22 protein-coding genes are annotated in these 22730 nt (G+C 46.7%); 1 reads left to right on the top strand and 21 read right to left on the bottom strand.

Features of this window, described 5'->3' with window-relative positions:
* Window positions 1-85: 85 nt before the first annotated feature.
* The 21 genes from bacF to spsA form a co-directional block, all read right to left on the bottom strand.
* Window positions 86-1285, bottom strand: a complete 1200-nt coding sequence (gene bacF / locus V6D44_RS07025) for a transaminase BacF (RefSeq protein ID WP_087992765.1) — start codon at window positions 1283-1285, stop codon at window positions 86-88.
* Window positions 1286-2470 carry a bacilysin exporter BacE gene (gene bacE, locus V6D44_RS07020; protein ID WP_087992766.1) on the bottom strand — a complete coding sequence of 395 codons (1185 nt, stop codon included), beginning with the start codon at window positions 2468-2470 and terminating at the stop codon, window positions 1286-1288.
* Entirely contained in the window at window positions 2467-3885 is a 1419-nt protein-coding gene (bacD, locus tag V6D44_RS07015) for an alanine--anticapsin ligase (RefSeq protein ID WP_087992767.1), read from the bottom strand. The genes bacE and bacD overlap by 4 nt, the downstream gene beginning before the upstream one ends.
* A gap of 18 nt (window positions 3886-3903) precedes the next feature.
* Window positions 3904-4665, bottom strand: a complete 762-nt coding sequence (gene bacC / locus V6D44_RS07010; RefSeq protein ID WP_141113420.1) for a dihydroanticapsin 7-dehydrogenase — start codon at window positions 4663-4665, stop codon at window positions 3904-3906.
* Window positions 4666-4667: 2 nt separating this feature from the next.
* A complete protein-coding gene (gene bacB / locus V6D44_RS07005) occupies window positions 4668-5375 on the bottom strand; it encodes a 3-((4R)-4-hydroxycyclohexa-1,5-dien-1-yl)-2-oxopropanoate isomerase (RefSeq protein WP_087992769.1) in 708 nt (235 codons plus the stop codon).
* Window positions 5365-5979: a prephenate decarboxylase gene (gene bacA, locus V6D44_RS07000; RefSeq protein WP_087992770.1), complete on the bottom strand. Its 615-nt coding sequence runs from the start codon at window positions 5977-5979 to the stop codon at window positions 5365-5367. Before bacA ends, bacB begins: the two co-directional genes overlap by 11 nt.
* Before the next feature lie 151 nt (window positions 5980-6130).
* Window positions 6131-7369 carry an MFS transporter gene (locus V6D44_RS06995; RefSeq protein ID WP_087992771.1) on the bottom strand — a complete coding sequence of 413 codons (1239 nt, stop codon included), beginning with the start codon at window positions 7367-7369 and terminating at the stop codon, window positions 6131-6133.
* A gap of 321 nt (window positions 7370-7690) precedes the next feature.
* Window positions 7691-9238: an L-glutamate gamma-semialdehyde dehydrogenase gene (pruA, locus tag V6D44_RS06990; protein WP_087992772.1), complete on the bottom strand. Its 1548-nt coding sequence runs from the start codon at window positions 9236-9238 to the stop codon at window positions 7691-7693.
* A 236-nt stretch (window positions 9239-9474) separates the two neighbouring features.
* Window positions 9475-10749 carry a glutamate dehydrogenase gene (rocG, locus tag V6D44_RS06985; protein ID WP_253268653.1) on the bottom strand — a complete coding sequence of 425 codons (1275 nt, stop codon included), beginning with the start codon at window positions 10747-10749 and terminating at the stop codon, window positions 9475-9477.
* A gap of 184 nt (window positions 10750-10933) precedes the next feature.
* On the bottom strand, window positions 10934-11398 hold the full coding sequence (bslB, locus tag V6D44_RS06980; RefSeq protein WP_003222098.1) for a biofilm surface layer hydrophobin BslB: 465 nt from the start codon (window positions 11396-11398) through the stop codon (window positions 10934-10936).
* A 325-nt stretch (window positions 11399-11723) separates the two neighbouring features.
* Window positions 11724-12179, bottom strand: coding sequence for a dTDP-4-dehydrorhamnose 3,5-epimerase family protein (locus V6D44_RS06975; protein ID WP_087992774.1), 456 nt, complete (start codon window positions 12177-12179; stop codon window positions 11724-11726).
* Window positions 12172-13023, bottom strand: coding sequence for a dTDP-4-dehydrorhamnose reductase (gene rfbD / locus V6D44_RS06970; RefSeq protein ID WP_087992775.1), 852 nt, complete (start codon window positions 13021-13023; stop codon window positions 12172-12174). The genes V6D44_RS06975 and rfbD overlap by 8 nt, the downstream gene beginning before the upstream one ends.
* Window positions 13024-13036: 13 nt before the next feature.
* Complete coding sequence (gene rfbB, locus V6D44_RS06965) at window positions 13037-13984, bottom strand: dTDP-glucose 4,6-dehydratase (RefSeq protein WP_087992776.1); 948 nt, start codon at window positions 13982-13984, stop codon at window positions 13037-13039.
* The gene (locus V6D44_RS06960; protein WP_087992777.1) at window positions 13984-14724 is read right to left on the bottom strand and encodes a sugar phosphate nucleotidyltransferase; all 741 of its coding nucleotides are present in this window, start codon (window positions 14722-14724) and stop codon (window positions 13984-13986) included. The genes rfbB and V6D44_RS06960 overlap by 1 nt, the downstream gene beginning before the upstream one ends.
* 24 nt (window positions 14725-14748) lie before the next feature.
* Window positions 14749-15768, bottom strand: a complete 1020-nt coding sequence (locus V6D44_RS06955) for a PseG/SpsG family protein (RefSeq protein WP_253268654.1) — start codon at window positions 15766-15768, stop codon at window positions 14749-14751.
* 2 nt (window positions 15769-15770) lie between these two features.
* Window positions 15771-16493 (bottom strand): glycosyltransferase family protein, encoded by a 723-nt coding sequence (locus V6D44_RS06950; RefSeq protein WP_087992779.1) that lies wholly within the window; start codon window positions 16491-16493, stop codon window positions 15771-15773.
* On the bottom strand, window positions 16486-17607 hold the full coding sequence (locus tag V6D44_RS06945; RefSeq protein WP_087992780.1) for an N-acetylneuraminate synthase family protein: 1122 nt from the start codon (window positions 17605-17607) through the stop codon (window positions 16486-16488). Before V6D44_RS06945 ends, V6D44_RS06950 begins: the two co-directional genes overlap by 8 nt.
* Complete coding sequence (locus V6D44_RS06940; RefSeq protein WP_087992781.1) at window positions 17607-18476, bottom strand: GNAT family N-acetyltransferase; 870 nt, start codon at window positions 18474-18476, stop codon at window positions 17607-17609. Before V6D44_RS06940 ends, V6D44_RS06945 begins: the two co-directional genes overlap by 1 nt.
* Window positions 18477-19646 carry a DegT/DnrJ/EryC1/StrS family aminotransferase gene (locus V6D44_RS06935; protein ID WP_087992782.1) on the bottom strand — a complete coding sequence of 390 codons (1170 nt, stop codon included), beginning with the start codon at window positions 19644-19646 and terminating at the stop codon, window positions 18477-18479. It lies immediately after the preceding gene.
* 20 nt (window positions 19647-19666) lie between these two features.
* Window positions 19667-21091, bottom strand: a complete 1425-nt coding sequence (locus tag V6D44_RS06930; protein WP_253268655.1) for a CDP-glycerol glycerophosphotransferase family protein — start codon at window positions 21089-21091, stop codon at window positions 19667-19669.
* A 4-nt stretch (window positions 21092-21095) separates the two neighbouring features.
* Window positions 21096-21866: a spore coat dTDP-glycosyltransferase SpsA gene (gene spsA, locus V6D44_RS06925; protein ID WP_087992784.1), complete on the bottom strand. Its 771-nt coding sequence runs from the start codon at window positions 21864-21866 to the stop codon at window positions 21096-21098.
* Window positions 21867-22187: 321 nt separating this feature from the next.
* Between spsA and gerQ the strand changes: the two genes are divergently transcribed.
* Entirely contained in the window at window positions 22188-22712 is a 525-nt protein-coding gene (gene gerQ, locus V6D44_RS06920) for a spore coat protein GerQ (RefSeq protein ID WP_087992785.1), read from the top strand.
* Window positions 22713-22730: the final 18 nt, after the last annotated feature.

Raw genomic sequence — 22730 nt, 5'->3', positions numbered from 1 at the left:
GCTGTTCCTTTCGTCATTCGTGAGCACCGATGCGCAAGCCTGACAACGAATGCGAGGATTTGCCGACACGCTGAAATCCTGCTTTTTAGCGGGATACTTCTTGTAATGATGCAAACGGCAGGTTCAGCTTTTGAATCCGCATGACAAATTCCCGCAGATCCTCCTGCTTTGACACCATTGATATTCTGACATGCCTTTTTCCGTTGCTTCCGAATATTTCGCCCGGTGTGACAACGACATGGGCATGCTCCAACAAGTAATCAGAGAATTGGTGAGATGTCTCAAACATTTTCGGAATCTCAGCCCATACGTAAAATGTTCCTTTTGGCTTTTCCATCTTCCAGCCCAATTCCTTTTCACACAGCCCCGTAAAAAAGTCAATTCGTTCCTCGTAGATTCTTTTCAAGGATTCCGTTTGCTCAGGATCTCCTGAAAGCGCCGCGCTTGCCGCCTGCTGCAGCCCGCCGAACATGCCGACAAATACATGATCCTGAAATTCATTGACGGCCTGAATGATCTTTTCATTCCCGACCGCAAACGCCATTCTCCAGCCGGCCATATTAAATGTTTTTGAAAATGAATAAAGCTCCGCCCCGACTGCTTTGGCATCTTCTGCCCCTAGAAAGCTGGCCGGTTTGTTATCAAATTCAAACGCTCCGTACGCAAAATCATGGATCAAGTGGATCTTGTGCTCTTTCGCAAAAGCAGCCGCTTTTGCATAAAAAGCCGCATCGGCTACGGCTCCCGTCGGGTTATTCGGATAGTTTAAAAACATGAGCTTCGCTTTTTCCAGCACGGCGGGATCGATCTTTTCAAAATCGGGCAGATAGCCATTTTCTTCATACAGCGGCATTTCGTGCAGCTCAGCTCGCGCCATCGTAATCCCTGACAAGTATTCAGGATAGCCTGGATTCGGGACCAAAGCGATGTCTCCCGGGTTGAGCAGGCATTGTGTCAGCACATACAAGCCGGCTTTCCCGCCGCCGAAGAGCGCAACTTCCGTTTCAGGATTGATTGAGACTCCGTATTCTCTTTTATAGAAAGCAGCGATGGCTTCCTTCAAAAAAGGATAGCCTCTGAATGGGCCGTATCCGTGAAACGACGGATTCAGAGACGCCTCCCGCAAAGCCTCCACAATATGAGGCGGAGTGGGAAGATCAGGGTTTCCCTGTCCGAGATTAATGATATGGGCCCCCGTTTTTTCCAATTCCTTCACCTTTTGAAAAACGAGCGAAAACTCTTGCCTTGGAAGTGTCTTGATGACGTCGGACGGTGTTATTTCCATCTAATAGACTCCTTTTTGCTCCGTTTTGTGATCCCGTTCCAAAAACGATTTGTTGACGAGCTTCGTATGCAAAAACAATCCGCTTACCATAACAACAATCAGCCCCATAATGACCGGAGCGTTGAAGACGTTGATTAACATTGAACCAACAGAAATGCATAATCCGATAGACGCTTCCGCCACCGAAAAAATGCGCCCCTGAATCTGGTTCGCCGCGTTCTCCTGAACCTTCACCTTTGCAAGCACTTCCCCGTATTCCATCGCGATGAAAAAGAGAATTGCGGCGATGACAGAGACAGCGAAAATCGGCGTGAATAAAAACAGCGCCAGCGAGACAATGGATAGTACGGTAAAGTACGTCAGGCCTTTATTGTTGTTAAAACCCCACTTGCTGACAAGCACCGCTCCGATAAAGCCGCCGAAGCCGATGCAGAACGTGAGAATAAAGTTGCCGATTTCCCCATCACCCAGAAAGCGGCTGACAATCGGAAAATAGCTGTAGACGATGCCCCATAAAAGCGCCATCGTAACCATCGTAAACATAGCGTTTAACACGAACGCGTTTGTTTTGATTTCTTTCAGGCCTTCTTTAAACGACTGAAAGGCTTCCCTTACGTTTTCCGACTGAATCGGGACATATTGCAGCTGGATGCGGCTGATAAAAAATGCCGAAATCAAGTATGTCACACCATTAAAGGCAACAGCCAGCTCTACAGAACCGCCTAACAGAAAAAGCCCTCCTGCAGCCGCCCCGACGATAATGGAGATGGTCGTCGCTTTTGCGAATAACGTGTTGATGTTTTTAATATCTGATTCCAATGATGACATGACAGCGAGACGGGCCGGATTAAAAAACACGCCGCTTCCATAAGAAATAAACAGAAGGGCCAGAAAAATCAGCGGATACTCGCCTTTTGGAAGAAACATGAGCCCCAAAAAGATCAAACCCCTGATGATATCCGTCCACAGCATGATCTTAATTCTGTCTAACCGGTCGACCAGAACCCCCAAAAACGGCTGGAACACCATCGGAATGCTTCTGACCACGATGACCCCCGACGTCACCCAATAGTCATGATAATATGTAGACAAAATGAGCAGGGCCGGGAGAACACAATAGTCTCCCATAAACGATAGCGCCTGCCCGTAAAGCAAGTATTTAGAATTGGGCTTCAACTGTTTCATACTGGCAGCACATACTTTGCCGTCAGCTTCGCATACAGTTGAATTTGTCTGATTGAATCAGCCACATCCTGTGAATTGCTGCCTCTCAGTTCAAAGGCAACAATGGAATTGAAGGCTTCAAACAGTGTCAAATCAACTGATGTGCCTGGTGCCGCAGCCGAAAAAGAAACGATTTCTGTATCACCCTTCAATAGCCCGTCCGGAATATCGATCGCTTCAATCACCAAATCCTCTGCAGTTTCAGGAATCTGGCCATTTTGTTTGAAATGCTGAGGATATAAATGGCAGTCAGCGACATAGTAAGGCTCTTGATCTAATAATCCGTCCGGCAGATCGGCGTCTTTTCCGAAACAGAGAACATCTAATAATAATTGCGCCATATCAAGACCGAAAACCTTTTTAATGTTAGGAATCATATTCCAGCCGGCGAATCTGGCCGCCGACTCTATTAAACCTGGTTCTCTATTTTTCATTAGCTTGATTTCTGTATGTGTGGCGCAATTTTGCAGTCCAAGCCCTTCATTTGCCTTTTTGGCGGCTTCAACAATTTTCTTTTTCGCCTCTTCATCAAGAATGGACGGCGTAATATGTGATGTTTCTGTAAATCCGATTTGCGGCGTTTTGTCATGAATGGCGATCGGGAAATACTCACCGTCCGCCATGATGCCTTCTATGCTGATATAGTCGGAGTAGCCTTCTGTTTGATACCAGTCTCCGTACTCACCCTGTAAAAATTCTTCAGCAATAAACGGCGCTTCAAATGTGACCGCCTTCGGCACGTTAATCGATTTCAGGTAGTCATTGACTCTGTTAAATTCAGCTTCTGCCGTCTCAGTGTCCGTAATCAGCGTTACGCCGATTGAACTCGCTAAGTATGTAGGCTTTAAAATAAGGGGTGTGCCGATCTCTTCAAGTGCGGCACGGAAATCTTCAAGAGTTGTGACCCGTTTGTTTTTGATCGATTTCACTCCCGCTTTATTAAAAGCGTCTCTCATTTTATTTTTATCTCTGGCATTTTCGGCAGCCTGCACTCCGGCGCCCCTTAGGCCCAGACGTTCACAGGCTTTCGCCATCGGGGCAATGAATAATTCATTGTTTGTGGTGATGGCATCCGCTTCAAACATTTCGGCAACCTTGACGATTTGCTCGACGACCTCTTCTTCAGGCTTGTCATGATCCTCATGCGCCCAATAAATTGAATCGGGATGCTCAAAATCAGCTAAGCTCTGAAAATAGTCTTTATCTTTTATAACCGCGACCGAGTATTTTTCAATCAGTGCTGCATGAGAGGCTGTAATTGCAAAAGGCCTTGGAATAAAGCTGACCAGATTATACTTTTCAGCAGCGCTTTTATAAAACATGTGCGGCGGGCAGCCTCCAAGATCAGCGATGACCAATACTGTTTTTCTCTCCATATGTAAAACACTCCTTATCTATTGTGCGGTGTATCCTCCGTCTGCGGTGAGGGCGCTTCCGGTCATATAGCTTGATAAATCTGAGGCTAAAAACAGCATCACGTTTGCGATTTCTTCGGGTTTCCCGAGCCTCAGCAGCGGATTTACCTTTGCCTTTTCTTTTTTGATCTCTTCAAGTGTGCCTTCATTATTTTCAAGGAATGATTTTTCATTTAGCGGTGTGTCGATAATCCCCGGGCATACGCAGTTGACGCGAATTTGATGTTTCGCATAATCAACGGCCATTGACCGCGTCAGCTGCAAAACGCCTCCTTTGCTGGCGTTATAGGCAGGAATATCAGGCCATGCCACGAGTCCGCCGACTGAGCATGTATTAATAATGTTGCCCTTGCCGGCAGCCAGCATATGCTTGAGTGCGTACTTGCTCATTAAAAACGTGCCGGTCAAATTGACTTGAAGCACCTTATTCCAATCGCTTAGCTCCATTTCGTGAATGGGAGCCACGATTTCGATTCCCGCGTTATTAATCAATACATCCAACCCTCCAAATGTATCGACCGCCGATTGAACAGCGTGCTGACAGGCAGCTTCGTCTGTGATGTCCGTTTGCACAAAGTGCAGCCTGTCATGATTTTCTTTCCGGACCATTGCTTCTCCCTGCGCCTCGTCAATATCCGCCACAACCACATTGGCCTGCTGGTTCAAAAAAGCCTGAACCGCAGCATAACCAATGCCTGATGCGCCTCCTGTTATAAGGACGGTTTTATCGGTGAGGTTCATAATCACTCATCCGCCTTTATTTTTTTTGCTTTTGCCCTGTTGTAGCGCGGCGGGAAGAAGATGTTAATGGATTTTGATTCTTTTTCTGAGCGGTTGATGGCGCCGTGATCTTCCCGAGGCTCACAGAAATAGGCTGTACCGAATTTCATGTCCACCGTGCAGCCTTCGACCGTCATGTCGTAACCGCCGCCGATGCAGATGCCGATTTGTTCATTCCGATGTTTATGGAAAGGCATTTCTCCGCCGTTTCCAGGGATTTTGGCCAGCATGATTTCCACCCAGTCCTCTACAAAGAACGTGACTTCCATGCCGGGCAATAGGTCTCTTGTTTTGAAAATATTCAAAAAATAGTCCTCAGGACTTGTATATGTTTCATCAGCTTTCAGCCGCTTGATATCAATCGCAATGACTTCTTGGTCTGTGTCGTTTCTAGCCCCGTGAGGCACATCCGGCGGCGCGATGTAGGCAGATTCCAAAGCCGTCATTTTTCTCGTCACATCTCCGACAGTCATCATCAGCTCGCCTGAAACGACCATGCCGATTTGGACTTCCTTATGCTGATGGGGTTCAACGTTCGTATGCGGCGGAACGTAAGACATTAATACCTCAGTGTCGCCGCGCACGGTTGAATACTGTCTCACACCGTTTTCCCATTCTATTAATTTCGGTGTTGGGAAATAAAGCTCCTGCATATCTTCTTTAGTTTTCATAATCAACGTCTCCTTTTCCGAATAATGACCAACTCATAGGAATGCTTTTAAATGTTTTCACAAATGTAAGCCCGTACTTTTGCCGTGCAAGCTCATTCGTTAAAGCAATGTCATACAAGCCTTCTTTTACTTTTCTTGCAGCTTGACTGGTCGAATTGACCAATTTGAAACGTACTTCTTTGCGGGTAAAATATTTGATTAAATTAATGGGTGAAGGATGTGAAACAATAACAGATAAATCAAGCATATCGTCGCTGAATTCAAAGTCAGGACGAACAGCCAGGCCGTACATCGGTGTATCGCACCTGAAGATTTGCAAAAGCTGCAAATCTGGCCTCATGTAGAAATGCTTAATGCCGTCGTAAGCGTGTGGGACGATGGTATATTCCAGCGGGCTTTGAAGCGTCCTTTCGATGCATGATTCAAATGTATCATGCAAGGACAATTTACTGTTCAGCCCCTGCAGAAGAGTAAAATTGGAGATGAAATGCTTTGCTGCGTACTCACTGCTTGTCCCCTCAGGGCCGAGCGTGTTGACTGTAATCAATTTGGATATTGAATCAGTTCTGTTTTTTATCTGAATGCTATTATCCAATATTATCATGAGCACCAACCAATCTTTTAAAATTTTAAGTAAATTTTATCCAGAGAAAATCGAACTGTCAACATTTTTTGAAAATACTGATAATTATTCCCGTACAAACAGAAAAACCCTTAAAAAAGGGTTTTTTATTATAGGCATTTAGAAACTTTCTTTATTGGCATAAGGAATGATCGGCTTTCTGCTCATGTTTGCCGTACTTTTTATATGCGAATACACTGAGCACAAATCCGAGTACGGTGATGGCGGCGCAAATCAATCCGACAGCTGCATAACCGTATCCCACATATACAGGTCCCATCAAAGCAGATCCTAATGTCACAGCCAGATTCGAGGCAAGGCTGTAAAACACCATGATTTTCCCGCGATGATGCTCTGAGCAGTCACTCAAAATGGTGCTGAGCAGCGTCACCGTCAAGCTTTGCATTAACCCCCAAATAAATAGGCTGACGATTAACAGAATCATTGAAGCCGGCGCATAGGCTAAACAGGCCAGCAGCACGCTGATGACCCCCAGCGCAATCAACAGGGAGCGCATTTTTCCGATGCGGTCGGCTATCTTTCCTGTAATCACACTCATGGAAAACCCAATGCCGTAAATCATGATAAATAAGCCCGCAGCTGTATTTCCTCCGGTAAAAATGTCCTGAAGATAGGAGCCTAAAAATGAATACATACCGTAAAAACCAATCATATTACAAAAGGTTATCGTGATATAAACGGGTACGCGCGGGACTTTCAGCGCGTCCCGGAATGTTCCAGCCGGCTCTTCTTTTTCTTCCTTGCCGCTGTTTTTTTGCTCGGCATGACGGCGTATTTCAAGAAGGGTCAGCAAAACAACCAGAACGCCCATTAAGGCGAATATCCAAAATGTCCATCTCCAATGCAGGACGCCGCCGATAAATGATCCGAGCGGCACACCGAAAATCAGTGCCAGCGACCAGCTTGAAACGATCAGTCCCATCACCTTGCCCCGGTATGTATAAGGAACACGATCCCCGACAACTGCGTAAGCGGTCGGCACAAACGCTCCCGCAGCCAATCCCGACAGCGCCCGGCCCAAAAAGAAGAATAAGATATTTTGGGCTAAAGCGCATATTACTGTTCCTATGATAAAAATGATAAGACTTGCCATTAAACTAAGTTCTCTCGAATATTTATCGCCTAAAGGAACCAGAAGCGGCGCACCGATAAAAATCATCACGCCGTAAATACTGATAGATAACGCAAGGACACTGACATCTGAGTTGAAGGCTTTTGCTAAATCCGGCAGCAGCGGTGAGATCACAAGTTCTTCAGATCCGGCCGCAAATACCCCCATCGTTAAAGCCAGTGCTAACAATAGCGGAAAATGATGTTTTGTTTTGATGTCATTGTTTTGTTTACTGTTCATTCTCCCTCAAACACCTCTTCCATAATCTTCATAAAGTTGAATTCATTTTAGCATTGTTTTTTCGCAATTTACAATTCGAACGTAATCTTTATTATTTTTATTGTTTTCATTTAAATTTTAATACAGATTTTAATATTTCATTTAAAAATTACGAGAAACGTTAACGCTACTTATGGAAAGCCAATGGCATTTAGTTTACTCGGATGATCAGACGACACCGTAAAAAAGCTCTCCGATTCTCCGGAGAGCTTTTTCTATTGCGCCTCTGCCTGTTTAAATCGTGCGGTCAGCTACAGAACGCACGGTTTTGTTTCTCTCAAATCAAAAAGCTTCGGACGTTGTTTTGGCTTGCATATGAAGAATTAAATAATCCGGGCCGCCTGCTTTTGAGTCTGTTCCGGACATATTAAAACCGCCGAACGGCTGATACCCGACAATCGCTCCGGTACAGCCTCTGTTGAAGTATAAGTTTCCGACATGGAAATCTTCTCGCGCCCGTTCAATGTGCGCACGGTTTTTCGTCAGCAGTGCGCCTGTTAATCCGTATTCCGTGTTATTTGCAATCTCCAGCATATGATCGAAATCACGCGCTTTGCAGATCGCAACAACCGGGCCGAAAATTTCTTCCTGCATCAGGCGCGCGTTTTCATCAACGTCTGCAAAGATCGTCGGCTGAATAAAGTAGCCTTTTGAATCATCGCCTTCGCCGCCGGTCAACAGTTTGCCTTCAGATTTGCCGATTCCAATATATGACATGACTTTGTTGTAGGACGCTTCATGAATGACTGGGCCCATATACGTATCAGGATCCTCCGGATTGCCGGCAGTCAGCGTTTTGGTAAGTGCCACAGCTTTCTCCACTACTTCATCATAAACATCCTGATGGATGACTGCGCGAGACCCTGCTGAACACTTCTGTCCTGAAAATCCAAACGCTGAATACACGATAGAGGATGCAGCAAGGTCTAGATCAGCATCCTTGTCGATTAGCACCGTGTCTTTGCCGCCCATCTCTGCAATGACCCGTTTCAGCCATTTTTGGCCCGGCTGCACTTTGGCGGCGCGCTCATAAATCCGGCAGCCAACCGCTCGGGAACCTGTAAATGAGACAAACCGCGTTTTCGGATGCTCTACTAAGAAATCGCCGATCTCCGCTCCATCTCCCGGAATATAATTCAGCACACCGTTTGGCAAACCGGCTTCCTCCATGACCTCAACAAATTTTGCAGCCACGACCGGCGCCGCGTCAGCCGGTTTTAAGAGAATCGTATTTCCTGTCACAATCGCTGCCGCCGCAGTACCTGCCATAATCGCAAGCGGGAAATTAAATGGAGAAATGACGATGCCGACGCCAAGCGCTTCGTAATGATATTGATTGAATTCGCCAGCACGGCTCTTTACCGGAGCCCCTTCCTTAAGGTTTAACATTTGGCGCGCGTAAAACTCTAAAAAGTCTATCGCTTCAGCCGTGTCCGCATCTGCTTCCTTCCACGGTTTTCCCGCTTCCTTTACAAGATAGCCTGAAAATTCATGCTTTCTTCTGCGTAAAATAGTTGCTGCTTTAAAGAGGATATTGGCGCGGTGCTCCGGTCTTTGTTTTTTCCAGGATACAAATGCCTGCAATGCGGCTTGCATCGCTTTTTCAGCAAGCTCTTGATCCGCTGTAGACGCGTACCCAATGACCTCTTCTTTATTGGCCGGGTTTATTGAAACCATTTTGCGGTCTGTTTCGATTTTTTCTCCATTGATGACAAGCGGATAATGCTTGCCGAGCTGAGTGTTTACAAAGGCCAATGATTCTTGAAATGCTGTTCGATTCTTTGCCTCCGTAAAATCAGTAAATGGTTCGTGCGCGTATGAAACTGTCATATGTAATCCCCCTCATGTCCTAAAAAATGCCTTGGCATAAATTAAAAATGCAAGAATCATACCAATATCTTGTCTTTTGCTGAAAAAACTTGTTGAATTGTACAGAAATTTGTCTAACAGGAGATCACCTAGCTCTTTTTCCGATCACGAAATGCAAATTTATTTTGCGCATTCTACTTTTCCGAAAAGGGTAAAATGCAAAATTTGTTTGCATCTGAAAGATTCTCCTTCCGAATTCACACCCACCCGCGGAATCGCGATGCTTCTGCCGATTTTCTGATGCCCGTCATGTAAGCCGCCAAACGCATGTCTACTTTATGTGCGGCCGCTGTCTGATAAATCGTTTCGAACGAATTAACCATGACGTTTCTCAGTTTTTCCGCAACCTCTTCTTCCGGCCAATAGTATCCTTGGTTGTTTTGCACCCATTCAAAATAAGAAACCGTGACGCCGCCGGCACTCGCCAGAATATCAGGCACGAGGAGCACGCCTCTTTCGTTCAAGATCTTCGTGGCATCAATGGTTGTCGGGCCATTCGCCGCTTCAACGACAATTGACGCCTGAATGTGATGTGCGTTTTTGGCTGTGATTTGATTGGCGATCGCCGCGGGCACTAAAATATCGCAATCCTTTTCAAGCAGTTCCTCATTTGTGATGACATCTGTAAATAAATTGGTGACCATGCCGAAGCTGTCCCGCTTATCGAGCAAATAAGGGATATCAAGGCCGTCCGGGTTGTAGAGCCCGCCGTGGGCATCCGAAATCCCGATCACCTTCGCGCCGGCATCATGCATGAATTTGGCCAGAAAGCTCCCCGCGTTTCCAAAGCCCTGTATGATGATGCGCGCGTTTTGCAGCTTGATCCCTTTTTTCTTAACCGCCTCTTCAATACAAATCGTGACGCCCTGTGCCGTTGCCGTTTCCCGGCCTTGCGATCCGCCTAAAACGATTGGTTTCCCTGTAATAAAGCCTGGAGAATCGAATTCCCGGAGCCGGCTGTACTCATCCATCATCCACGCCATAATTTGCGAGTTGGTGTACACATCGGGAGCCGGAATATCCTTTGTCGGGCCGACGATCTGGCTGATGGCACGGACATACCCCCTGCTCAGCCTTTCCAGTTCTCCAAATGACATTGTCCGCGGATCACAAATAATACCGCCCTTTCCGCCGCCATAAGGAAGATTGGCAATCCCGCACTTGAGCGTCATCCAAATGGATAATGCCTTTACCTCCTCTTCGCTGACTTCAGGATGGAAACGCACGCCCCCCTTTGTCGGACCGACAGCATCATTGTGCTGCGACCGGTAGCCTGTATACACTTTGACACTGCCGTTATCCATTTTTACCGGAATACGGACGGTGAGCATTCTCTGCGGCTCTTTCATGAGTTCATACATATCGCCCGGATAGCCCAGCTTCCGCAGGGCTTCCTTAATGATCGTTTGGGTAGACAGAAATAAATTAAGAGCTTCTTTTTCCTCGTCTTTCTTGACTTGCTTTTCTGACATCTTTTTCACCTCATTATTTTTTGACCGGCTTAAAATGTAAGCGCTTTAAAAATTTTCCGCCGGTCAATTCCTTTCTTCATTGGATTCACCCTTATCATCATGCAAGATCCGTACCAGTTTTTTAAATCAACAAAAAAGAGACTGAAAATATCTCAGCCTCTGATCACATCTATTCATTAACGAGTTAACGAGGGTCAATCACCAGCTGCGTTTCAGCGTAAAAACTGCCGATTCCCAAACCGTTCACAACATCGCCTTTAATCGTGTAAGTGCCTGCGCGCGGAAGGGTTTTGCGCACCATGACGAGGTCAAATTCAGTTGCGCCTAATAAATCAAGCGTAAGCGGGAGTCTAACTGTTTTTCCATCGTTTAAAATCTGTGTTTCTTTCAGTGTTCTTCCATTCACTGAATCTCTTGTCGTGGCATGGAACCCGTCAGGAAATCGGAATTCTACCGCTCCTAGAGAAAGTACCGCGTTTGGTTTATACGTCACTTCAATATCGGAAGTGGTCCACTCTTTTGTGCTGTTGATCGTTTTAGCTTCAATTGATGCAGACTGCGCATGAGCTTGGCCTGAAGGAAGCAAGATTGATAGTAAAACAGCTGAACTGATGAATAGTGAAGATACGAATGAAGTTCTTTTTAACATGACATTTCCCCCTCAAATCACAGTTAATATTTGGCCAGAGCGTCCTCTGCAGAAAAAGTATGTTTCTGTCATTCGCGAATTTCCAATTCTTTTTCTTAAAAATTAATCTAACACCAATCCATATGGAAGTAAATGCTTTTTCAGGAATATTAGAACTTGGTTTTTTTTGTGAGTTCCATCCTATTTATACAAGGTTCCTACAGACTATTTTTTCTCTCGTTTTCTAGCTACACCCGCCTGTTGATCTCTATCTTTTATCCTATTTTGAAAAAGGACAAAAAAAAGCGAAGATGCCTCCGCTCTTCGATTGATCACGTTCCTATCTTTATCTGAATTCGGTATTCCAGTTAAAACCGATCGTCTCATCATTCCACGGAATTCTTTTTTCATCAGGTTGATCCGCGTTATACGACATGGTCGTGAAGTAGATAATCGTCAGCGGCTTCTCTCCCAGCACTCTGTATCCGTGGGCAACCCCTTTAGGGATCAATAATAGCATCGGGTTATCTTCGCCCATGTAATAAACGCCAGTTTCTCCTTTTGTCTTTGAGTCCTCTCGAAGATCGTAAAGGACAACCTGAGCATGGCCGGTTGGGAAGAACCAAAGATCATCTTGCTTCTCATGATAATGGAATGCCTTAATCACACCTGGATAGCTTTTCGACCAAGAGGCCTGCCCGAAATGCTCAAGAAGGTTCTCATCATCCCGAACCAACTCGGCAAAAAATCCTCTGTCATCACTGTGCTTCGTCAATTTTTTCACCTTGACTCCATCAATCACGTGCACTGCTCCTTTCCCGCAAATATGCCCGTAACGCTTCTCGCCAATGGCGAGGGCGAATGCCGGCTTCTTCAATGGCCTGATGGCTCAGAACAGAATAAGCCGGACGGGGCGTTTTGTTTCCGTATTCTTCAGTCGTGACAGGCAAAATGACTGTGGCCAGCCCGCTTTCTTCCATAATGGCCTTCGCAAATTCATACCAGCTGCATATGCCTGAATTGCTGACATGATAAATGCCCGGCGGATGGCTGAACAGCTTGATGACCGCTTCCGCTAAATCCTTTGTATAGGTCGGCGAACCCATTTGATCGCTTACAACCCGCAGCTCTTGTTTCGTTTCAGCAAGCTTCAGCATGGTTTGAACGAAATTGCTGCCGCCGTGTCCGTACACCCACGACGTTCTGATGATCGTGCTGTCTTTTGTCGCTAATCGAATCAGTTCTTCTCCGAGCTTTTTGCTTTTGCCGTAGATGGTATTTGGATTTGGAGGATCGTCTTCCCTGTATGGCTGGGTTCCTTTCCCGTCGAATACATAGTCCGTGCTGATATGAACATATTGAGCGCCGATGCGGGTTGCCTCAAGAGCTGTATAATAAGCGCCGATTCCGTTAATCAAGTACGCTTTATCAAGTTCTGTCTCGCATTGATCAACCGATGTAAACGCGGCCGCATTAACCACGATATCCGGCTGATAATGGCCAAACGAATGCCGTACTGAGCGCTGGTCAGCAATGTTCATCATCTTCTTTGTTAATGCAATGACCTCATATCCAGTTTGCTTCAGCTGGCGGCACAGTTCCCGGCCAAGCTGTCCTCCCGCACCAGTCACCAATACCTTTGTCAATCGGATCACCTTCTCATCGGTCATTGTCGGTATACCAGCGAATCGTACGCGCAATGCCTTTTTCAAACGGCACTTCCTGCCGCCAGCCCAGTTCGTTTTTCAGCTTTGATGCATTGATCGCATAGCGCCGGTCATGCCCTTTTCGGTCTTCCACGTGTGCGAACAATTCCTCACAGCCCAAATGCTTCATGATGATGCTCGCCAGCTCTTTATTTGTGCGTTCATTCCCGCCGCCGATGTTATACACCTCACCATCTGTTCCTTTTTCTAAAATCAGCTTGATGGCGCGGCAATGATCCTCCGCAAACAGCCAATCTCGGATCTGGAGCCCATCGCCGTACAGCGGAACTGGAAGTCCTTGCTTCGCATGGCGGATAATCGTCGGAATCATTTTTTCGCTGTGCTGGTAAGGGCCGTAATTGTTGCTGCATCGTGTAATAATGGCCGGAAGCTTGTGGGTTTTGACATAAGATAACACAAGCAAATCAGAGCTTGCCTTGCTGGCTGAATATGGGTTATTAGGAGAAAGCGGCGTCGTTTCAGTAAACGCGGGATCTTCCGCTTCTAAATCCCCGTACACCTCATCTGTTGAAATATGAATCAGCTTCTTGGCTTTTCCCTGCAAAACCGCTTCCGCCAATCGGTATGTTCCCATGACATTTGTGGTGATAAACGGCTCTGCTTGGGAAATGCTTCTGTCTACATGCGATTCCGCAGCGAAGTGAATCACGCCGTCATACGTCTCATCAAACGCGCGGTCGATATCCTCCTGAACACTGATATCCCCTTTCACAAAGCGAAATCGGCTGTTTTCCTTTAATTTTTCCATTTCCTCCAAGTGGCTGGCGTACGTCAGTTTATCTAAAACGGTAATGCGCGCATCCGTTTCCTTCAGCATGAGCTTTGTAAACGTGAGCCCGATGAAGCCGGCCCCGCCCGTAATTAAATATGATTTTGCCATCACTGTTCGTCCTGTCCTTTCTGTAAAGCCCGGTGTACAAGCTGAGAGGCGAGATGAAGCGATTCGTGAGTTCCGGCATCGACCCACCAGCCTGATAACACATCATACGTAAGCTGGCTGTTTTCGATGTATAGATTATTCACATCAGTGATTTCCAGCTCGCCGCGCTTTGACGGTGATATTTGTTCAATATACGAAAATACCTCCGCATCATACATATAAATGCCGGTTACGCAAAGGTTGGTCGGCGGATGTGCGGGCTTCTCGATAATGGAACGAATCCGCTTGTTTTTCTCATCAATTTCAGCAATCCCGAAGCGCTCCGGATCATCAACTTCTTTCAGCAGCACCTTTGCTCCTTTTCCCTGCTGTTCAAAGCGCTCCGTAAAAGGCTTTAATGAATCTTCGAATATATTATCACCTAATAATAAAATGAAAGACTCTTTTTTCGTAAAGCGTTTTGCATAAGACAGCCCATCCGAAATACCCGATGCGGCAGGCTGGACCTGATAAGTGATTGTGACGCCAAGCTCTTCCCCGTTCCCAAGCAGCTTGAAAAACTGCGGCATATGATCTTTTTGGCTGATGAGTAAAATGTCTTTTATTCCGGCTTCCTCCAGCTTCATAATCGACCAGTAAATCATCGGATACGGGCCTACAGGAAGCAAATGCTTGTTGACGGCTTTCGTTAAGGGCATAAGGCGTGAGCCGTTTCCTCCGGCTAAAATTACACCTTTCACAGTAACACTTCCTTACATGCATTTTTATAGCTTTTGATCATACAAATCTTGAAGAATAGCTTTTACCCGCTTGATGCCTTTGCCATCCACGAGCGGCCTCCCTCCCTTGTGCAAAGAACGGCGAAGAGGATAGCTGCTGCTGATTCGTGACATCTGATAGATGAGCGTTTCATCCGATACAAGCTCTCCGAGACCAAGATCAAGAGCGGCGCCTTGTTCAGCGAATGTTTTGGCTGTTGCCGTTTGGTGCTCAACCTGAGAAAGAACAAGGCACGGCACACCGATGCAAATGGCTTCGTACAAGGAGATGCCGCCGGCTACAATGGCTGCATCCGCTTGTTTCATGACACCCGCCATATCACTTGTCTGCCCGATCACCGTGTACTGCGGCTTCTTTTGAATCAGCCTTCGGAGCGCTTCTTGATGCGGTGAAGCGCTCCCCATCACAAAAATCATGTTTTTATCTTTCATGGCGGGGACTTGATCGGCTGCAGCCAGCACTTTAAAAATAAGCTGCTTCGGATCGCTTCCTCCCAGCGCAACAAGAATATTGCGGCATTTTTTCCTCAGTTTGTAATCATTTCTTGCGGTCTGGAAGGCGGGGTGAAGAATGAGATAATCAGGGCCTTCATAGATGCGGGTGTTTCCCTGATCGTACGACCTGCTTCTGATATCACCGTAAATTCCGTTGATGACTGCGTCACTTAGCTGAATCGCTTTTTCATTTTTCTCTTCAAAGAGTACGATTTTTGCATCTGTTTCCGCCTTTATTTTCCTTAATAGCTCAGCAGGCGCATCGAGAATATCAAACAAAAGCAGATCAAGGTGCTTGTTTTTTATTTCCCGGAGAATAAATTCATCCTGCCGCAGCTCCGGTTTTACGATGACATGCCAATGCTCTTCATGAAGAAATGGTTCAGACTCCTGATTCGTGTAAAACGTAATCAAGCAGCGCTGTTTGAGTTCTTCCGCGAGCCTCTTCATCCGGACAACATGGCCCATTCCCTTTTCATAACCGCCGTCTGCGACGATCCCAATATGCATGGCTATTCAGCCTCTCGTTCGATTGCCGCATCAGGGTTCCGGTTCAGCAGGTTGATGAGCTCGGAGGCGGATACATCGGGACGCTCGCCTGCTTTTTGATAAAGGGCCTTTATCGATTCATAGTCTTCCTTTGTGTCGATGGTCAGCCGGTATTGAGGGGCGCGAAATTGTTCCGGCGCCTCTATAAACTGAACGCGATAAAGATCTGGATGGTTCCTTACATATAACGTGACATGCTCCTGATATTGATCCTCCAACGCCTGAATACGGCTGATGTCTGTTAACAGCTTGGCGCTGACCACTTCCCCGCTAATCCCTAACGGAGTGTGCCGGATATACGTATAATCCGCTCCTTGATCAAGATGCGCCGCTATCATGAAATCGAGCAGCTCCGGATCGACAAACGGATTATCACCCGTTAACCGGATGACCACTGTCGGTTTGACAGCTTTAATGACCTGCACAAACCTGTCGAGAACACGTTCCTCGCTGCCGCGGAAAACGCGAAAGCCATATTTCACACAGTGCGCCTCTAAGATGTCGTCAGTTTCTTTGTCAGACGTGGCGATGACAAGATTATCCCGATCCTTTTGATAAAACGCGCTTTTCCGGACACGGTGAACGAGAATATCGAGTAAACGATTGGACCCGAGCGGACGCAGCACTTTTCCCGGAAGCCGTGTTGAACCCATTCTGGCTTGGATGATAAAGAGAATGTCATTCATGAGATGGGCTGTCCTTCATTAAAATGTCGTCCCAGACAATGCCTGTATCGGACGGGATGTCTCTTACAGCCCGAACGCCGCCGGTCAGCAGCTCAAAAAATCTCGGGTGCAGCCCCTGCGGCTTTTGTCCGGGGCGCAGCACTGCGATATTGTCTTCACTAAAAACTTCGCCTTTTTGTATCGGAGCTGTTGCAAAAATTCCTCTGTATGCAAATTGTCGGATTTCTCCTTCGATGGCGGTTGTGGTTTTGTATGAACTGCCTAGCAGTCTTTCAGATACCGGCTTCCTGATTCCTTGTTTCATCTCGGCCTCGGTTTTCCTGATTCCTTCGACCATTTCTTTTAATTCGTCCGGATTTAACGCAAACGAGTGGTCGGCGCCCGGCAGATTTTTATCGATCGTAAAATGCTTTTCTATCAGTTTTGCTCCGAGCCGAACCGCGGCACACGGCGCTTCAGTCGGGTGCTCGCTGTGATCGGAGAAGCCGATCACAGCATCAGGAAAAGCGGCGGCAAGCATCGGAATGACGCTGAGGTTGCTGTACTCCGGCGGCGCAGGGTATTTCGCCACACAATGCATAATGGCGATTTGATCGTTGCCCTCTGCCCTGATGGTGCTCCACGCTTCGTGAACATCAGAAATTTCCGCTCCGGCTGTCGAGAATATCATCGGCCTGTTCAGTCGGGCGACATATTTGAGCAGCGGAAGATGGTTAATTTCATAGGATGCGATTTTAAAAGCGCTCGGCGAGGTGGACTGAAGCAGGTCGGCTGACCCTTCGTCACATACTGTGCTTAAAAAGATCACCTGCTTTTCGCGGCAGTAATCCAAAAGCGGGGAAATCCACTCAGCGGGAATTTCCATGGATTGAATCAAAGAAAAAATAGAGACGTCCTGGCCAGCCGCTGTTTTGTACAAACCAGGATCTTTCTGGTACATCTTATCAGCCTGGAACATTTGAAATTTCACGGCATCCGCGCCGGCTTCCGCCGCTGCATCAATCAGCGCAAAAGCCTGATCAAGCTTTCCGTCATGATTAATTCCCGCCTCGGCAATAATAAATACAGGAGCGTCTTTGCCCACAGTTTTATTCGCGATCTGAAACGTTGCCATTATTTCGCCTCCTTGCCCGGCCAAATATGATAATAGTAATACGATTGTTCAGCGGTGAAGCCCATTCTTTCATAAAGGCGGATCGCCCTTACATTGTGAAGCTGCGTCCCCGCTGTTACCGTTTTATGCTTCTGGATCAACGGGTGTTCTATGAGATTCGCCAATAAATGAAACGCGACACGTTTGCCTTCGAATCCCGGCTTCACAGCCATCAAATCGAGAATACATTCATCTTCTCTGGATAAGCCCTGAAGATAACCGATGACCTCGCCATTATGCTTAGCGGCAACATTGACAGCGGCCCTTCCATTCAGATTGTTTCGTGTCCACTCCTGAAAAATTTTGCTTGCTGCTTCGCGGCTGAGATAAGGATCTTGAAAATATCTGCTTTTGGTAAACGAGTCGCGGGCCAGCTCACATATCGCTTCTGTGTCTTCGGGCTCAGGCGGACCCAGTTCAAAAAATGGCGGTGTTTTGTCATATAAAGACGGGGGATTCGCCAGCTTCAGCAAACTGCCGACAAAGTAAGAGGACGGCTGCTGCTGTATCACATGCGCGGCTCCGATATCTTCAGCCGGAACGCGAACAAAGATAAAATCCGTTTCATCCATTTGCCTTACAGAATAAAACGCTTGAAACAGCCTCTTCAGCTGCCCGGTGCTGTTTGCCGCCAGAAGCTTGACGTTCATGACTTTCTTCTGAAGAATCTTGCCTTCCCACAGAGAGTCTTCATAAAGCAAGACGCCTTGGAGCCCGCTGTTTTCAAAAAGGCCGAGGGAAAATTGATAGGGAACGTCCAGTGTAAGCTGCCTGCTGTGGAGAAAACTCTCAATCGCCTCTTTGGAGACATTTTCTTTTACCGTGTACACTTAACCAGCCCCTTTTACGATAGCCCGCACAGCTTCAATGACATCATTTACATCCTCGTCAGACATTGATGGATAAAGCGGGAGCGACAGGGTTCGTTTATAGTAATTCATCGCGATCGGGAAGTCCTCTTCCTTAAACCCGAATCGCTTTTGATAATACGGATGAATGTGCACGGGAATAAAATGAACGCTTGTGCCGATATTGTATTCATCCTTTAAAGCCGTAATCATTTCGCTGCGCGTGACACCGGCCTGTTTTTCATCCACTTGCAGAACATATAAATGCCAAGCGTGCCTGCCGTCATCATGGACAAACGGCGTGATCAGTCCCGAAATCTGCTGAAAAGCGGCTTGGTAGCGGCCGGCAATCTCTTCTCTCCGTTTCTGCATCTCATCCAGACGTTTCAGCTGATGAAGACCGAGAGCCGCCTGCAGATCAAACATGTTCATCTTATAGCCGGGCGATTCGACTTCATAATACCAGCTGCCATTTGAAGAATAACGGTTCCACGCGGCTTTGCTCATGCCGTGAAGGCTCAGCACCCGGATGTGATCGGCAAGCTCCTCATCGTCTGTCGTCAGCATGCCGCCTTCCCCTGTCGCCAGGTTTTTGGTGGCGTAAAAGCTGAATGCCGTCGCGTCCCCGATAGAACCGATCATTCTTTGCTTATAAGTCGTATACACAGCATGTGCCGCATCCTCAAGAACGAATAAGCCATGCTTTTGGGCAATTACCAATATCGCATCCATATCGCAGGACTGCCCGCCAAAGTGGACGGGTACAACTGCTTTCGTTCGCGGTGTGAGGGCCGCCTCAAGCTTTACCGGATCAATATTGAGCGTGTTTTCGTCAATGTCCGCAAACACAGGCGTCGCTCCTGTATGAATAATTGTATTGGCGGTCGAGCTGAACGTAAGCGGAGAGGTAATGACCTCGTCACCCGGCCCGATTCCTTTTGCTTTCAAAGCCAAAAATAAGGCGGCCGTACATGAATTCAGCGCCACGGCGTGCTTCGCCCCGACAAACGAGGCAAACTCTTTTTCAAACTGCTGAACCTTCGGGCCTTTGGAGAGCCATCCCGATTCAAGCGTTTCTGTAACCTCCTGAATTTCTTCCTTGCCGATTAACGGTAAAGAGTAAGGAAGAAAATGATTTCTCTTTTGCACCATTTCTTTGCGCTCCTATCATTTTATTCAGTATCTTCCCGCCTGTAATCAACCCCTGTTTTGTCTTTCAATTCCGCAAATAAGGCATTTGTTGATTCTGCCACCGGGTAATTAGCTGCTGTGAATGCCAGACGCGCCTCTTCTGCTTTTTGATGCACTGAGGGACTTCGAAGAACCGCAATCAAGGTGCGCGCCAGTTCATCCGGCTGATCAAATATAAAACCGCCAAGAGATTCATAATACGGATACGTGCGGGTTCCGGATGATTTCCCGATAAATGCAGGTTTTTGAAACAGCATGGCTTCAAGTCCGACTGTTGAGGTTTGCGTCACTGCCGCGTCAGCATACGGCAGCAAATCATACAGCTCCATCTCCTTTTTGATGACTCTGCAGGCATTATGTTTTTTCGCCGCAGCGTGATACAGATCCAGCTTATTTTTCCCGATTTCCCAAGGGTGGGGTTTGATGATGATTTGCAGCTGTTTCTGATCAGAAAGCTCTTCTAGCAAACCGGAATAAAAATCTTCCGAAAAAGGCTGGGTCGCAATAAGCACGATTTTTTTGGATGGATGAAAAGCAAGTTTTCGATAGAATACGGACATGTCGATAGGGGTTCTGTTAAATATCTGATCGAAGCGGGGATGTCCCGTTACGAGAATCTGCTCAGGTTTACAGCCTTTTCGTTTGAACCACTCCGCTTCATAAGCGCCAAAAACAGCCTGATAGGTTGTAAAAACAGGAATGAAGGCTTCATCTCCCATCAATGCGCCATGCTGAAGACAAATGCTGACGGCCCCTCTCTTTTCACACATAAGAGCGAGCACCCTGCTGTAAATATCTTCTGCCGTTCCGACGACAACAGCAGAAATCTTCTCCTGCTCAAACAGCGCATCAACCGTATCAATGGCTTCCATAAATAAAGGTATATCTTTGTAAAGCCGATCGCGAAACGCTTGATCACCGAATGCAGGGTGGTCATCAAAAGGGGCGAGAATCGAACAGGCTGTTTCGAGATACGGCTTCGGATCACCTTTTTGGCATGATTCCGTAATCTCACGCTTGCTTATCACAGGCAGATCACAATAATCAGGCAAACTCCACCGGGCCAAAACAGCTGTTTTTTCAGGATCGAACTGATAGTAATTTTCGTTTGTAAAACGCAGATAATCAAAGTGCAAAATGACTTTTCCCTTACCTGGTATGTTGTTTATTTTGGCTATACTTCGTATTTTTTCTTCAAAAAACGGCTGAATCTGCCCTTCATCGATATGCTGATCCACCGCTCCGAATAACTCCGGCTCTTCATCCATCATCACCCTTAGCTCCGGGCTGATGTATTGATAAAAATTACTGATAAGCCCAAGCGGAATCCCCTTGTAGCGAAGTCTGTCAAAAAGCTCTACATACTTCCGGTACAGCACCCAATAATTGCTTAAATAGGCCGACAAGCTCTCACCCCATCCCAAGCTTTTTTAATGATTCACGCAGCTCTCGGCAATTGCGCTGCGGAGGAAGGTTCCTGACGAATTCATTTTTTTCTAATTCAAACAGCTGAAAGTGAATCGATTGGTCGGTAATATAATTCAGATCCAGCTCCTCAGCCAGCGGGTAAAACGGATAAAAATGGTTGACCCTCCAAAAGAACCGGGCATCCCCGATCCTGTAAAACGCCGGGCTTTCATCCCAATAGGAGCCAAATTTCTCCTTTACCTTCTCAAGCACAGAATACCTGTGCATCACCGAGCAATGGTCGATGGCGCACGGCGCGTTCCACGTCACGTGAACGGCCGGCCTGATAGTTTCTTTTACAATGTCGCGATCCTCGTTTAAGTGATAGGTTTTGGAGGCTGAGTAAATCACAGCCTTTTCAGGATGATCATCGAGCTCCTTCACCATTTTTAAGAGCCGGTCCGGCATATAGACGTTGTCATCCGTCGCATAGGTGATATATTCACCCTTGGCCATCTCAATCGCCTGATTGATCAGCGCCGCGTATCTTGTTTTTTCCGTTCTTTCCTTTACTTCAGATACATCGCTTTGATAAAAACGCACTCGGTTATCATTCAAAAAAGGACGGATTACATTTAGCGTCTCTTCATTGGAGTTGTCATCCATAATAAACAATTCAAAATCGGAAAACGTTTGTGAAAGTATGCTGGAAATGGACTTTGCCACATAATCGCTTTTGTTATAACTCGTCATAATGACTGATACTTTCGGCAAATCCTACACCTCCTTCTTGAAACTTCACACCTGAAACTAACGTTATCTTATGTTACTTATGCGCAAGTTGCGCTAGGGATACAAACCAATATGCGCGAAAAGTTTGTGTATGCCTACGAAAAACAGCGGCTGCCCAGACGAAAATCTGGCCCGTCCGCTGTTCTTTTTCCGCATATTCCAAGCATCAGCCTCATAAGGTGAAAGAGATAAAAATCGCACCAACGACTAAGATCGTTTTCCATCGGAGGTGAGTCATCGCGGAGCGTTCATTTATACATCCGGAACTTGTTTTGAATGGTTTTCATAAAAAGGAGGAACGATATGAAACCGAAAAAAAATCAATATCAGCAAATGCAGGGATTTGATAATATGCAAGGATATCAGCCTCAGTACGGCGCCAATCCGTACCCGCAGCAAGGTCAAGGCGCGCAAATGCAGACGATGGGGATGCAGCCAATGATGCCAATGCAGCAAGGGCAGCAAGGATTCGGATTCCCGGGCCAGCAGGGCGGCGGGTTTCAAATTCCATCGGGGCCGACACCGTCGGCGCCCGGACAAAGCATTCCCGGCATGCTGCCTGTTGAGGAATCGTACATTGAGAACATTTTGCGACTGAACAGGGGAAAAACGGCCACCATTTATATGACATTTGAAAACAGCAAGGAATGGGGCTCAAAGATCTTTCGCGGCGTCATCGAGGCTGCGGGACGGGATCACATTATCATCAGCGACCCGAAATCAGGAACTCGCTACCTGCTCCTGACCATCTACCTCGATTACATTACATTTGATGAAGAAATTGCGTATACGTATCCATATTCCATGGCATCCTATTCGCCAAGATAAAGTAAAAGCCAATCACTC

Origin of the sequence: Bacillus sp. 0209A (assembly GCF_036765095.1) — a bacterium.
Lineage (GTDB): Bacteria > Bacillota > Bacilli > Bacillales > Bacillaceae > Bacillus > Bacillus subtilis_G.
The sequence above is the reverse complement of the archived record's forward strand: the minus strand, read 5'-3'. Positions and strand labels throughout refer to the sequence as shown.